At 47.4% G+C, this 15,100-nt stretch carries 8 protein-coding genes and 1 riboswitch; of the genes, 7 read left to right on the top strand and 1 reads right to left on the bottom strand.

Annotated elements, in window-relative coordinates:
• Window positions 1-41: 41 nt before the first annotated feature.
• Window positions 42-121: riboswitch (ZMP/ZTP riboswitch) on the bottom strand.
• Window positions 122-303: 182 nt separating this feature from the next.
• The 7 genes from AC3WRW_RS00370 (at window position 304) to AC3WRW_RS00340 (ending at window position 9,188) form a co-directional block, all read left to right on the top strand.
• Window positions 304-1,044 (top strand): GntR family transcriptional regulator, encoded by a 741-nt coding sequence (locus AC3WRW_RS00370; protein ID WP_492543887.1) that lies wholly within the window; start codon window positions 304-306, stop codon window positions 1,042-1,044.
• A 182-nt stretch (window positions 1,045-1,226) separates the two neighbouring features.
• A complete protein-coding gene (gene deoD / locus AC3WRW_RS00365; RefSeq protein ID WP_492543885.1) occupies window positions 1,227-1,943 on the top strand; it encodes a purine-nucleoside phosphorylase in 717 nt (238 codons plus the stop codon).
• Window positions 1,944-1,973: 30 nt separating this feature from the next.
• Window positions 1,974-3,317, top strand: a complete 1,344-nt coding sequence (locus AC3WRW_RS00360; RefSeq protein WP_492543883.1) for an MFS transporter — start codon at window positions 1,974-1,976, stop codon at window positions 3,315-3,317.
• A gap of 566 nt (window positions 3,318-3,883) precedes the next feature.
• Complete coding sequence (gene pdxR / locus AC3WRW_RS00355; RefSeq protein ID WP_492543881.1) at window positions 3,884-5,320, top strand: MocR-like pyridoxine biosynthesis transcription factor PdxR; 1,437 nt, start codon at window positions 3,884-3,886, stop codon at window positions 5,318-5,320.
• A gap of 128 nt (window positions 5,321-5,448) precedes the next feature.
• Window positions 5,449-6,528 carry an endospore germination permease gene (locus AC3WRW_RS00350; protein WP_492543879.1) on the top strand — a complete coding sequence of 360 codons (1,080 nt, stop codon included), beginning with the start codon at window positions 5,449-5,451 and terminating at the stop codon, window positions 6,526-6,528.
• Complete coding sequence (locus AC3WRW_RS00345) at window positions 6,529-8,007, top strand: spore germination protein (protein ID WP_492543877.1); 1,479 nt, start codon at window positions 6,529-6,531, stop codon at window positions 8,005-8,007.
• Window positions 7,929-9,188 carry a Ger(x)C family spore germination protein gene (locus AC3WRW_RS00340; RefSeq protein ID WP_492543875.1) on the top strand — a complete coding sequence of 420 codons (1,260 nt, stop codon included), beginning with the start codon at window positions 7,929-7,931 and terminating at the stop codon, window positions 9,186-9,188. The genes AC3WRW_RS00345 and AC3WRW_RS00340 overlap by 79 nt, the downstream gene beginning before the upstream one ends.
• Window positions 9,189-9,263: 75 nt before the next feature.
• Here the strand turns inward: AC3WRW_RS00340 and AC3WRW_RS00335 are convergent, their stop codons facing one another.
• A complete protein-coding gene (locus AC3WRW_RS00335) occupies window positions 9,264-14,888 on the bottom strand; it encodes a family 43 glycosylhydrolase (protein WP_492543873.1) in 5,625 nt (1,874 codons plus the stop codon).
• Between the last annotated feature and the right edge of the window lie 212 nt (window positions 14,889-15,100).

The raw sequence follows: 15,100 nt of genomic DNA, 5'->3' as shown, positions 1-15,100 counted from the left end.
TCTCCTTAGAAATAAAAAGAGCCTTCGACCCAACGGATCAAACGCTCTGCCCAGGCGATCGGCTGTATGAAATATGCGCTCCCCCGTAGTCCTCTACGTTTCGCCAGTTACGCATACCAGAAATTTACTTTATTATACATAGAAAATTTAGAAGCGTCTAGATGAAACCCCAGGTCGAAACCAATCTCTCGCTTCTGAATTAATAACCAAACAAGTGCGTAATCATGTATGGGCTTCCAAACACACCATCACATGATATAATGTTCCTTAACTGATGAATTAGGAGAATATAGGTGTGAACTAATGGAAATAAAGACGGAACAGCTGGCCAAATCCAAAAAACCGCTTTACCTTACCGTATACGATGAACTTTTCAAACAAATCATGAATGGCGTGTTCCCCCCCGACAGCCAATTGCCTACGGAACCTGAACTAGCCAAAATGTTCGATGTAAGCAGAATGACGTTAAGACAAGCTCTGGCTCTATTGCAGGATGACGGGCTGGTGAAGAGCATTCATGGTAAAGGCAACTTTGTTACCCGATCTCGAATCACCGAGACAAAGGTGGGCCTGGAGAAAATCGGGAATCCGATTTATAAGTGCCATACAGAGGACATTGATCATGTAGAAATAAAGTTCAGACTGGACCTGGAGAGTGACTACACCAAAGAGGTCCTGAACAGGAAAGCCACCGCGGTGGTAGCCATTGAACGTTGGTACAAAAGCAAAGATCAGGTAGTGGCCTTCGGATTTACCTTTATGGCCATTGAGGCCGTAACAGAACTCAACTTGGACCTTCAGAATGAAGCGCAACTGCTGGACATGCTGGAGAATAAGATCTATGAGTTGGCTAACTCTGCAACGGTGGAGGTCAAGCATTCCACGGTGCTGAATACCTCATCTCAAATATTTGAACTTGATAGCGGCGAAGGGTGTGACTTGCTGCTGGAAAGTCTATATGTAAATGAACAGCACCCTATTGTATACAATAAATACTACATTCCTAAAGAATTTAGCCAGATTAGGATCAACGCTTCGAAATAGACATAGCTAGGGCGTTATAATTGCAGGGCAGCGGGATCTCCATAACGGAGAGTCGGCTGCCTATTTTGCATCCCGCAAAAAAGAGTTGATAATGGATTACGATGTATGGTATTTTATCTATGTACCAATTAGACAAGTCGTTATACAACTATACAAATTCATAAAGAAGGGTGAGATGTACATTGAATACATCCAATAAAGAAACGCCGCATATTAAACCCGGAGGAGCAGAGATTGCTGAGACGATTCTATTGCCAGGCGATCCTTTAAGAGCGAAGTTTATTGCAGAGACCTATCTGAATAATGTTGTCCAGTTCAATGAAGTCCGCGGCATGCTGGGCTACACGGGAACTTTCAAGGGCAGAAAAATATCCGTGATGGGAACCGGAATGGGCACTCCAAGCATGAGTCTGTATTCATGGGAGCTGATTCATGTATTCGGTGTTAAAAATCTTATTCGGATCGGTTCCGCAGGAGCGATGCAAGATCATTTGAACCTGTATGATATTGTTTTTGCAATGGGTTCTGCAACCGATTCCAATTATGGATATCAATACAATCTCCCAGGTCACTATTCGATTACGGCATCGTTCGAGCTGTTGGAAAAAGCCAAGAAAATAGCGGATGCGCAAGGGCAAAAGGTTCATGTAGGCAATGTGCTCTCCAGCGATATCTTCTATAATGCAGATCCAACGGCACTGAAGAGATGGAGTGAAATGGGCATTCTTTGCGCCGAGATGGAATCCGCAGGACTGTATATGAACGCAGCCCATGCAGGCGTTAATGCACTATGTATCTTGACGATCAGCGATCATATTTTCAGACATGAATCCACGTCCCCTGAAGAGAGACAGACGTCTTTCACCAAAATGATGGAAATTGCCTTGGAACTTGCTTAACCATTTCGTTTAACGAAAGGAAAATGGCTAATGGCTACACGAACTGAACAAACACTGCAAATTGCCCCATCCTTTCAGGCCAAAAAGGCTGTGCCTGTAATTTTGCTCTTTTTCATTTTTGCCTTGATTATCGATAACTCCTTTAAGCTGGTTTCGGTAGCTATTGCCGATGATTTGGGAATATCGGCAGCCGCGGTTAGCTGGCAGGCCTCCCTTGCTGGGCTTGTGATTGGCATTGGCGCCGTGATCTATGCCTCTCTGGCCGACTCTTTCAGTATTAGAAAACTGCTGAGTGCAGGTATTATTTTAATCTGTATAGGTTCTATTATAGGTTTTATTTTTCAGCACTCTTTCTTGCTTGTTATTATTGCGCGTATGATCCAGACGGCAGGCTTGGCCTCCGCTGAGACTTTATATGTGATCTATGTCACGAAGCATCTGCCCAAAGAGGAGCAGAAAAAGTTTTTGGGATTCAGCACTAGCAGCTATTCGCTCTCCCTTGTTATCGGCTCCGTTACGGGAGGATACGTATCCACCTACTTAAATTGGTCAATGTTATTTTTAATTCCGCTGCTGTCCTTAATCCTGCTTCCCTTCATTCTTAAATATTTGCCAAAGGAACAATCCCGAAAGAGCCATGTCGATTTCATCGGTCTGCTTTTGATTTCGGCCATCGCTACCTCAGTCATGCTGTATTTAACGAATTTCAATTGGCTCTTTATTGTGATTTTCGCAGCTGCGGCGGGGCTATTTCTTGGCTACATCAGTAAGAGCACGAAGTCGTTCATTGGGATTTCCTTTTTCCAAAATAAACGGTTCGCCGCCATTCTGGCCATCGCCTTTGTGATTTATTCCGTTCAGCTGGGCTATATCTTTATTTTCCCCTTCCTGCTTCAGAAGATGTATGGTCTTCAGCTCGACAAGATCTCATTGCTGCTGATTCCAGGTTATCTAACAGCGGTGCTGGTTGGGGCGCTATCAGGAAAAATTGCCAAAGTATTGACCAATAAGCAAGCGGTTTCCGTTGCTATGGTTATTATCGCATGCAGCCTTGCTTTGCCCGGACTTATTGGTAGCTCAATTATTGTCTATGTTCTCTCCATGCTGCTGTTCTCGGGGGCATTCGCCTTCATGTACGCACCGATGCTCGATTCCTGTATAAGCACTATTCCTGTAGAAAAATCGGGAACAGCCATTGGATTCTACAACTTGGTGTTGAATGTGGCCGTTTCGATAGGCATTACCTATACTGCGTCATTGATGGATGTAGTATCTTATGGCAAAGTGTTATGGATCCTTTCTATAATTACTCTGTTCGCTCTATTGATGTACGGGTTGCTTGTAGGCCGACTCAATGAGTCCAAATCAAGATAACTCACAGCTTAAGACAAAAAAACACCTCCTCTTTAGGGGTGTTTTTTTGCGTTCCTTCGCTACAATAGCTTTACTTCAATAAAACTTCATTAAATACAAAATAGAAAAAACCTGAAAAAATGGAGAGAAAGAAAATAATCGTTAACGGTAGAAGTCCATCCAATTTTTGTTCGTAATTGTTGCTATGTGAATTATTCATTGTAATTCTCCTCTACGATTTACTCATCTCAAGCTCATCTTTACGAATGAGAGCAGCCCCCTCTATAGCGATAACCAAAGGACTTGCTACAAGTGCGCAACAAAGCAAAATAAAAGATATCGAAGCTGCCAATTGGCCCATCTCCTTTCCACAGTCTATGACATCAACCGTAAGCTACTACTATCATAAAATTGAAGCGGACGAATGTAACCAACCAATCCATCCGTTTTTTATGCCATCCACTGACCATCCATGTTCACAGAATGCTAAATGATAAAGCCGAAAACATCGATTATTTTTCGTAGATAAGTGGTATTATAAATTTAAAATTTGTGTCGTTTGATTGATTATTCAAGGGGATTTTAAGATGTGGAAACCTGAACGCAATACGAAAAAAGCGCTTTACGAACAAATTGCCGATCATCTCGAGCAACGAATTTCATATGGGGAGTTTCCTCCGGGCAGTTTGCTGCCCTCTGAGCGGAAGCTTGCTGAACTGTTTGATGTGAACCGCAGCACCGTCATTTCTGCATTCGCCGAACTCCGATCCCTTGGGATCATCGAAAGCCATACGGGCAGCGGAACTCGGGTAAGTACAACCAAATGGGGGGCCACTCCGAAGCATACTCCGAACTGGAGCCGCTTTGCCGAAGGAGGAAGCTTTCTTCCGAACCTGCCCTTTTTGCGAAGAATCCGCGAAGCGTTAGCTCAGAATCCATCGCTGATTGATTTTGCGAGCCCTGAACTATCGGCTGATTTAGCACCCACAGATGAAATAGCTACATTAATGAGTAGAAACGCATATACGTCTTATATGGGTTACGATAATCCTCAAGGTTCGACTCTATTAAGAGAGGCTTTAGTAGACTTCTTGAACAATTATCGCAGCATTCGGACAACGGAATCCTCCATTCTGATCACATCGGGATCCCAGCAATCGTTATATTTAATCACGCAATGTCTGCTTTCACCTGGCGATGCCGTTGCGATTGAAGATCCTTCCTACTGCTATTCGCTGCCTATGTTTCAATCGGCTGGTCTTCGTTTGTTCCGCCTGCCGGTCGACAATCATGGCATACAGCCGGAAGATATTCGCACTTTATACAAAAAACATCGCATTAAGATGGTGTTCTTGAATCCGAGCTACCAGAACCCGACGGGAACGGTACTAAGTAATGAAAGACGTAAGCGTCTTCTTGATATCATTAGCGAATTAGGACTTCCGGTTGTAGAAGATGATCCCTATAGCTTAACGTCTTATGATGGCGTTCCTCCTCTACCGCTCAAATCCATGGATACGATGGGTTCAATTCTGTATATTGGCTCATTCTCCAAGATCGCAGCCTCCGGCTTGCGGATAGGCTGGATGGTAGCGCCCCGTTCTATTGTGGAACGACTAGCCGATGCCAGACAACAGATGGATTTTGGATTAAGCATCATTCCGCAGCTAGTAGCGGGACAATTTCTACAGTCCTCTTATTTGGGTCCTCATTTGGAACGATTGCGTATCCAACTTCAATTCAAACGGGATTTACTCATCGGAGCCTTGGAGAAGGAGCTTTCAGGTCTAATTGAGTACGCCGCGCCAGAAGGGGGATTGCATTTCTGGTGCAAATTGATCCCGAATATTCCGGACGCTAAATTGTTGGAGGAGTCCATTAAGAAAGGAATTATTTTTGTACCCGGGAGTGTGTACGGTTCGGATTCGGGTTACGTGCGGTTTACGTTCGCCAGAACGAAGCCGGAGGATATTGAACTGGGGATAGCCCGATTTGCCAGGGCCATACGTGAGTTGATTGGATGAAGGCTTTTGCACAACGCGAAAGCCTCTGCTGGGCAGGATGGTTCGTCGTACGGATATTACATGTATATAGATTCCATTTATGGATACTATACCAATACATACTATGATCCTTTTTCCGGGGGGAAGCGATGGAGTCAACTTTCTCAAGACGGCAGATCCTGTTCATGCTGCTGCTGTCGCTTGGCATCTCGAATCATGTGTTCATTATTCCTCATCTTATCCAAGCGGCAGGACGGGACTCCTGGTTCAGCATTCTGCTTGGGTATGTGGTTTTGTTAGGCTGGAGTTTGGTATTGTATTTGGTTTTAAAATCCATGCGCGCTACAACATTTTACGATTGGCTTAAAGACCGGATCGGAACAATCGGATGTTGGCTCGTTTGCGGCGTATTGGTCTTATACCTCCTGATCTTAGGGATATTGATCATCTTCGATACAACAAGAAACATAAACATTTACTTGCTTCCCAGAACGCCGAACACCGTAGTCGTTCTCAGTTTTGTGCTTGTTTCTTACAGCGCGGCACGATCGGGACTCAAAACGATCGTCTATATGTCTACCGTTTTATTGCCGATCGTGTGGTTGCTGGGTATCGGCATTTCCTTGTTTACCATGAACAGCAAGGATTATGGCATCGTTCGTCCCTTCTTTGTGGAAGGATTAGGTCCGGAGCTGCATGGAGGGGTAATTGTATTCGGAGGAAGCATAGAGCTGCTGGTCTTGCTGCTGCTGCAGCAAAAAATGAGCAAACCTATTAATTTCGGAACGCTTTTTATCCTGCTAACCTTGCTGATCGGTCTTGTTGCCGGACCTACCCTGGGGTCCTTATCCGCGTTTGGTCCTGCCGAAGCCGGCAATATGCGATTTCCTGCCTTCGAACAATGGCGGTTGGTCATGATTGGAGACTACATCTCTCATGTCGATTTTTTGGCTGTATTTCAACTGATGGCCGGCAGTGTGACAAGATCAGCCCTGCTTTTGCATTTGCTGACCGAACTCATCATAGGCCGATTCCCGAAGTTTCGCCAAACCGTATTAGGCTGCATTACGGCTCTTGTTTCCATACCTTCACTCCTGCAAATCAGCGACATTAAGATACAGGAAGCCACCCATCGCTACTTTTATACGTTCGCTTTCATTTTCGGAATCGCCATGTTGGCTGCTCTCTATGTGTTTTCCTTTATGCCGAAGAGGAAAGGAGGATATTGAATGAATCTAGCCCCCGAGGAAGTTACGCTCTTTGCGGAGTTGAACGATAATCTGAGCCATGGAACCTTGCAGAAAGAGGCACTGATTCAAGTCTTCTCTCAATATTCCGACATCTATTTTCCTCCGCTGCCGCTGCCGGAGCTGTCGGACAAACTAACGGCTCTCTATTGCGAAGGGATGATTGATAAAAATCAGCTAAACGGGTATTTCGCCACCGTGTGCCTATATGCCAGCCAGGCAGACGTCCATCCGGGCGAAGATTTGGAGCAAACGGAATCATTGCCTCTGTTCGTCAAAAAAAAGTCGATCGGAGAAATGGTTGCAGCGCTTTTCAACGGCCAACTGATCCTATATTACGCTGGGAATACCGACTTTTGGGTCGTAGACATTTCCGATATTCCGAAACGCGCCTTACAAGAATCCAGCACGGAAATTTCGATTAAAGGACCGAAGGATGCTTTCACGGAAGAGCTGTTTACGAATATGGCTCTGATTCGGAAGCATCTGCAAACGGGACTGTTATTCAGCGAAATGTTCGTCGTCGGGAATTTGAGCAAAACCCGCGTATCGCTGCTCTATCTGAGCCACAAAGCAAATCCGGACATGATTGCCGAGGTGCGCCATCGATTGGAATCTCTTCAAACGGAAAGCGTTCTGAGCAGCGGGCAGCTCGAACAGTGGCTGTCGAATCGGACTTACTCGCTGTTTCCTTTGATTGATTATATCGGTCGGCCCGATTATGTCATAGAAACTTTGCTGCGTGGAAGATTCGCTATTATTGTCGACGGATCTCCCATGGTGCTCATCGGGCCGAGCAATTTTCTGGAACTGCTCAAAACGCCTGAAGACGTTCATTTTCCTTATTATTACGTTATGTTTCAACGGATGCTTAGAATCATCGGATTGATTCTAAGCATTTATTTACCGGGATTCTGGATGGCGATTGCAACCGTGAATCTGGATCAGATTCCGCTAGCTCTATTGTCGACGGTCGTCATTTCCCGCGATGGCATGCCGTTTCCTATGGTCGTTGAATCGCTGGTGCTGCTTTTCTTGTTCGAATTGCTTCGGGAAGCCGGCGTCAGGATGCCTAAAGCAGTCGGGCAGACAATCGGCATTGTGGGCGGTCTGATCATCGGAGACTCTCTCATCCGGGCAGGCCTTGCTTCTCCCACGCTGCTCGTCGTTATCGCCATTTCGGCAGTGGCTACATTTTCGCTCGTCAATCAATCCTTGTCCGGCACAGTCAGCATTCTCAGGGTTTTCATCACGTTAGCCTCCGCTTTCCTCGGCGTGTACGGATTCATCATGGCCATGTTCGTCATCCTGATTTACTTGTGCAAGCTCGAAAGCTTCGGATTAGCCTTTCTCGAGCCGATAGCCTCTTTGCGGTTTAAAGAATGGTTGGCTGCTTTTTTGGTCAATCCGTTCAAGCGATCCCATTTCTCGACTCCGATGTTAAAAAAACAAAAAAAGTGAGCAGACTGATGCGCAAATCGATATGTACACTTGTCTTGATCGTTGAATTGTTAATCGGTTCGGGGTGCGCCACCGATATGAAAAATATTGAAAAATTGAATTACGCGAACGCCATCGGCGTCGATTTCAAGGATGGGAAGTATTACGGATATATACAATTCATCGATTTCCAGAACGTTGCGAAAACTTCCGACGGTAAGAAAGGGCCAGCGAGAATATGGATAGGCGAAGGGGTCGGCTACACCTTTGAAGAGGCGCTTTTCCAGACCTATGAAACCGCTCAGGAAAGAATCATTTGGGGGCACGTGACCGTTATTTTGATTAGCGAAAGCGCATTGAAAGAAGGGATAAAAGGATTTTATGACAGCTTTAGCCGTTATCACGAATATCGTCTGACGCCGTGGGTGTATGCCACGAGAGAATCGGTCAAAGATATTTTCTCCGTACCCGGATTTTTCCAGCGGTCTCCCCTCAGCACCATTCTTCACGAGCCGAAAGGGATACACTCCCAGACTTCCTACGTGACTTCGATCAAGCTTCAACAATTGATGAGACAGATCAATGAACCGGGATTTACTTCGTGCATCCCGACGTTGTCGGTTAATAAAACACAGTGGTCGGAAAAAAATAAGCCTGAGCCCAAACTGAAAATCGACGGGGCGATATTTCTCAAAAGCGATGCGTACAAAAGTTATATTTCCATGAAAGAATTATCAGGACTGCGTTGGGTTAAGGCAGGTACAGTACGCGCCGGCATCCCCGTACCGGATCGTAAAGATCCGACGGTACAAGTCGTCGTCGACAATCCCAAAGCGAACCTTGCATATCGGAACAGCGGGGATCGGCCCCAATATGACGTCAAATTGAAAGCGACAGGATATGTAGTCAGCCGGACCAAAGATAACCTGCTCAATTTCGGACAATTAACCGGCGAGACGGAGAAAGCGATCGAAGCCGAAATCCGCAGCTTGTTCCGAACGGGGATTGCTAACAAGACGGATATCTTGAATCTGGAGTATCATTTATTCCGGTATCATTACGGTGAATGGAAAGCCATGTCCAAAGCGGAAGACAGCTTGATTACCGACGATACCCTCCATGATATCCATATTGACCTCAATATTACACATACCAGTTCGGAGAAAAATAAAAGGTCAAGCTCAAACGTCGAATCCTCGTAGCCATCGGCAGTACGCCAAATAAAGTGCCCCGCACGACCGAATCCTCATTCGTCATGCGGGGCACTTTCTATGATTTTAACCCAAAATCAGTCTTGCCACGGCTGCGAGGTCCTCAATATCCACCTTGCCGTCATGGTTAATATCCGCACTCTGGTACTTCGCCCAGTCAGGGTCGGCCGATGTTTTGCCATACGCGGCGGCAATGATACCCAGGTCGCCAACCGATACTTTACCGTCGCTGTTCACATCGCCCGGTACCCCTGGAGGCGCAACAATGCTCACGCTGTAAGGTATTCCGGTTACAGATTGTTCGACACCCTCGCCGTTAGCAATGAGCAAGTCGGTTGGGCTGACACTCACGCTTCCAAGGAGGGCCTGACCTTTGACTTTAAAGACGAACTTGAATAAATCGGCGTTAGCGTCCATCTGTCCGCCGCTCACATCGGCTGCCAGTAACCGGAGCTTTCCTTGAGCCTGACTCGATATTCTGACGACCTTCAGCCCTTCGCGAAGCGGCAGTACGGATTCAAATTCCAATCGATCCGAATCATAAGCAAGCGTAATGTCATGGGCATATATGCGGTCCGTCACCCCGCTTAAACGGTAGGTCAGATCAATGGATTGCCCAGGGTATGCCGTCGCAGCGCCGCTTAGCGCTGCCGTAGGAACGGCCCCATGGCCCGGTAAATAAACCGGCGTCGATATGCCCCCCAGGGTAGGCACTACGGGCTTGATCGTGCCATCGGCGTTGAACTCCAGCTTGTCTATGCAGACTTCACGATGGTAGCCGTCTTTTCCGTCCGGAATGGCCATTCTGTGATAGACAATGTAGTATTCGTCCTTATCCGGTATCTTGATAACGGAGCTGTGCCCCGTTCCTCTGATGCCAAGAGACAGATCCTTTTGAAGAATAATTCCTTTACCTGTGAAAGGACCTGTTGGCGAAGATCCGGTTGCATAAACCACTTGGTAATTTTCGCTGCCGGTATCATTCTTGGACCACATCAAGTAGTAGATGCCGTTGCGCTTGATCATAAATTCGCCTTCGTGGAAGGAGTCCCCGCTGATCGAGAGAGTCTGAGCCTTGCCGTTCAGGGAAATCATGTCGTCATTCAATTTCACTACATACCCCGGCGCTTGCCCGAAGTACATGTAATATTGCCCGTCGTCATCCTTGAATACCGCAGGATCAATCATTTGGCCGCTGTAGTCACCGGCTGCGATCAATGCTTTGCCAAGAGCATCCTTGAACGGGCCTGCCGGCGAGGTCGACGTTGCAACTCCTATGCTCTTGTTTGCACAATAGTAGAAATAATAGATGCCGTTCTTTTCGGCAATGGCCGGAGCCCATGCATACTTGCCGGCGCCGTCCCAGTTCTCATCGGTCTGCAGATCGAAGACGATCCCCTCGTCCTTCCAATCGATAAGGTTATCGGAGGAGAAGGCTTTAAAGGAAGTGCCCGCCCAGCCTGGATATCCGTCCGTAGTAGGATAAATATAAAATTTGTTGCCAAACACTGCCGCCTCAGGGTCTGCATACAGGCCGGGAAGCACCGGATTGTTGGCAATGACAGCGGCAACCGTCCATTGCTGGGTTTTCCCGTCCTTGCCTGTCACCGTATACGTAACGGGATTGTTGAAATCCTGCACAGAGCCTGATGCCGGACTGATTGTCGCTCCGCTCGACAAAGTAAATGCCGGTGCGATGCTTTGGATGTTGCCTCCGGGCTTTAAAGCCAGTGTTATCTTCGAGGTTGCGCTATCGATAATGGCATCGTATTTGAGCCCGGACGCAGTTGCCTTGACGATGCTGGTCGTAGGCAGCAGCGGACCTGCCAATTCCGCCACTTGATCGGCGCTAAGCGCCCTGTCGTAGATGCGGAAGTCGTCAACTTCTCCTGCAAAATACGGATCGGCGGAATAGAACGATTTGCCGATATATCCGGAATAATCCTTGCTTGCATCATATAAATCAGATGGCTTAATAGTGACATTCGTATTGGTTGCTACAGGTATTCCGTCTACATACATGGTTCCCGTATGGTTATCCGAGTCGATGGCAAGCGCAACATGCTTCCACGTATTTCCTGTTAATCCCGTGGATGCCGTGAACTTTTCCTCCGTGGTGTACCCATAATTTGAAGAAGTTCCTTTATAATTGGTAATGGCCGAGTGCAGCAGACCGGATCCATTGTATGGAGATGTAAATATATATTGGTTCGAATTTATACCAAGCGCATACAACCATTGATTGACGGTCGTGGAGCTGTTCCATTTCACGTAGGAAGCAATCGTTATATTATTGGTACCGCTTAGTACTCCGTTAGGTATTTTCACATAGGGCGCTGTTGACTGGGAGTTGCCGCCGCTCATTTTGAAGGAGCCCCCGCTCATGCCCGTCCCCCATGCTGGCGTGTTCACGTAAGCACCGTTATACCCGTTGCCTGAAGAATCCGCCGCGATGGTTCCGCTAACCTCATCAAACTTATACCACAGCTTCAGGCCCTCAACTTTAGGTGTGGTTACGGTTACCGTGCATACCGCGGTTTTTCCGCCATCCGCTGTCGTTGCCGTAATCACTGCGCTTCCTTCAGACACTCCGGTGATCGTTACGCTTGTGGTTCCGGTTTGTGCATCGTAGACAGGATAGGATATGCTCACTGCCGCGCTGTTTGAAGCAAAGGTGACCCCCTTGTTGCTTGCATGGCTTGGTGCGACTGTAGCAACGAGTGTATCGTTCTTCCCTACCTCAAGTACCGAAGCAGATTTGTTCAGCGACACTCCGGTTACCGCTCCTCCTCCTTCGCCGGCTATTTCCGACGCCGTCAACGCGCGGTTGTATACTTGTATGTTATCGAAATTGCCTTTGAAGTAAGCATCTCCCGAATAGAACGATTTCCCCAAATATGCCAGCACATCTTTGCCCAAGTACGATATCGGCACGTTCAGATTGTTGTTTTGCGCGAATAGAACACCATCTTTATATAAGGTCATCGTGGTAGGCGTCATCACGAGCTTAATGTTCATCCACTTATTAGCGACCGATGCCGTTGTGGCTTTAGCCTCCTCCTCATAGGAATAGGAGCCCATCGTAATCGCGTTTCGAATTTGGGTGTCCATCGTTTTCAAAAACATGTACTTAGTCGTGTTCTTTCCGATTGCGAAGGTAAAGAAATTGCCCGATACGGTCACCGGCTTCACGTCCATGGAAATCGTCACCGTATCCCGGCCGTCGAAGAAGCCTTGCGGAAAAGCCGCAAACGTCCCGCTGGATCCGTCCAGATACAGCACTTGCGAGTTCTTTTCCTGATCGAACACAACTTTTGCATTTCCGTTCAAAGAACCCGTGTAATTGTTTCCGGAAGAATCTTTGATGGTGCCGCCCGTACTGCTTTCGTCAAAATTATATGCCAGAATGGGATTTTGCTGCGGCTGTTCGTTAGGCGTGACAGGCACGTCACCCCATTTGGCCATAATTCTGTCGTATTCTTCCTGGGTGATGCTGAGCAGTCCGCCGTGTCTCTTCTTATTCACGCCAAACCAATACTGCGAGGCATCCGGAATGTGATACGTTGAAGGATCGGAGAGATCATTCGTTAATACCGGAAGATACCCTTTTCCTGTCGCATACTGGTCCGCTATGATGGCAAATTCATCCCTGTCGTTGAACTTATAGATTTCAGGGCCTTCTACATCGCTGCCTGTCTTTCCTACGGACTGAAGCGTGCCGATGACATCCCAATCGCTATGAAGCAATTGGTTGCTTCCTTCAATCGTAATCTGACCGTCTCCCGAAGCGCGGTAATATTTGTATTTGCTATTATCGACTTTAATAATGGTTGTATCGATGATATCATGCGAAGGACGCTCAATAAATTTTTGCGGCGTTGTAAACGTGTAGAAATCTCTTGTCTTTGCATAATAGACGATCGCTTTCCACGTCGAGTCAGGCTGTTGTGAAATCGTGGCCCAATAGACGATGTATTCGCCCGTCTTTTCGTCATAGGTAGCTTCAGGTGCCCACGCACATCCCGCTCCCGGAATGCCACTCGCTACATCCACCAATCTTGGAGATGACCAGTTGACCAAATCCGTCGACTCCCAGATCACCAGCGACGTACTTCCGCTATGCATGGCCGTAGTCCAGCCTTTCCCGCTGGCAATTCTTAAATCGGTCGCAAGGATGTAGTACTTGTCCCCTTCAGCTGACCGTAAAATAAACTGATCGCGAACGCCCTTTTCCCCTATGTCCGAGGTCAAGACTGGATTCAAATCGTTCAGGTCCTTCCAGCGCAAGCCGTCTTTGCTAGTGGCAAAATAAGTCTGTTCACCGGTTGAGCTTTCACCTGTAAAATAGGAGAATAAATATTCTTTCATATCCGACGGTGTAAGTGTCTTCGGTTTGGCTTTAACGGTAACGGGTATTGTCTTCTCATAGCTTTTCCCGCTATAGGAGAGGGTTGCCGTTAAGGTTACCTGCGTATCGACGGCTTGTCTTGTTAGGACGCCCGGCGGCGTATTGTCATAATTTTCATTTACGCTTTCATTCGTATTGATGACATCCGGCTTGTCGCTCTTCCATGTAATCGCCGCTCCCTTATCGCTTGTCAGGGGCAGCGTAATATTGCCGCGAAGCGCATCCGCATCACGAACAGCAAGCTTGGCCGCCTCCTCTTGGAGGAACCTGGTTGTAGCCACATCGCTGCTTTTCACGGTTACTGCAAAGGTTTTGGTAGCCGATGCCGCTCCTTTGTCGATCGTTGCCGTCAGCGTGGCCGTTTTGTCGGCAGCTCCGCTCGTAATTACGCCTGTGTTCGTAATGACACTTGCGTCACTCGTACTCCATGTTATGGCACTACCAAATGCACCTGCTGACGGCAAGCTCAGATTGGTGATCACCTCACTCGTATCGCCCAAAGTGAGTGCGGCCATATCCTGGGCAACGGAACCCAAGTCGCTGCTGCTTGCCAGATCCTTCACCTCCGAAGCGCTTAAAGCGCGGTTGTATAACCGGAAATCGGATACTTTCCCTTTGAAAAATCTGTCGGCCGTGTAGGCCGGTTTGCCAATATAGTTGGCAATGGTTGACTCCATCTGAGCCGGAGTAAAGGCTACACCCGTATTCCGGGCTACTTGAACCCCATCCACATACATGGTTCCGGTAGTTCCGGTTTGCGTGTAGGCGACATGCTTCCATACGCCTTTGACAAAATCGGAAGACACCTTTGTACTTTGCTCATTCGTCCAGCGGGCTGTCGCCAGCATGGCCCGATAAGCACCGGCTTCCAGCAGAAACCCCATGTAATGGGCATTCGCATCGCCGTTCGGGTTGGTTGAGGAACCGAAGGTGAACACCCACGAAGGGTTGCTGTTCGCCTGATCCACGAATACGTTGGTTGCCACCGTAACACTGCTTAGACCGGTAAGAATGGCATTCGGCATCTGTACAAATCCGCTGCTGCCATCCAAACTTATGGCGCCGGAGCCATCCGGCCCCTTCGTCCAGCTGTAGGTGCCGCTCAGTTTACCGCTGCGGTTATTGCCCGAAGAATCGGCAACTGTGGTGCCCGTGCCTTCATTAAACCGATACCAGAGCATCAAGCTGCTGTCTTCGGCAGCTGCCCCGGTCGTCGGCATGCCAAGCAGCAATCCTGCCAGCATGGAAATCATCAACAACAGAGAAACGATCTTTTTTCCCACACGTTCATCCTCCTTCAATTTTGAATGCGCTAACAAAACAAGGCGGAAACTTCCTATTCGTTGTGAATTATGTAAATGATCACTGCTGCTTCAACTCTGGTAGCTGCTCCCATAGGATATGAGATTTCCGCTGCCTTGATCAAAATGATAGCACTTACATTATGATAGAAAAATAGAATTACTTATCCGTTTATTATAATTTTTTGGCTTCT

Source organism: Paenibacillus sp. FW126-R14 (assembly GCF_058789495.1).
The sequence above is the reverse complement of the archived record's forward strand: the minus strand, read 5'-3'. Positions and strand labels throughout refer to the sequence as shown.

Coding starts and splice junctions, on each gene's coding strand:
- pdxR (WP_492543881.1), top strand. CDS start 3,884: ATGTGGAAACCTGAACGCAATACGAAAAAAGCGCTTTACGAACAAATT.
- AC3WRW_RS00345 (WP_492543877.1), top strand. CDS start 6,529: ATGAATCTAGCCCCCGAGGAAGTTACGCTCTTTGCGGAGTTGAACGAT.
- AC3WRW_RS00350 (WP_492543879.1), top strand. CDS start 5,449: ATGGAGTCAACTTTCTCAAGACGGCAGATCCTGTTCATGCTGCTGCTG.
- AC3WRW_RS00370 (WP_492543887.1), top strand. CDS start 304: ATGGAAATAAAGACGGAACAGCTGGCCAAATCCAAAAAACCGCTTTAC.
- AC3WRW_RS00340 (WP_492543875.1), top strand. CDS start 7,929: ATGGTTGGCTGCTTTTTTGGTCAATCCGTTCAAGCGATCCCATTTCTC.
- AC3WRW_RS00360 (WP_492543883.1), top strand. CDS start 1,974: ATGGCTACACGAACTGAACAAACACTGCAAATTGCCCCATCCTTTCAG.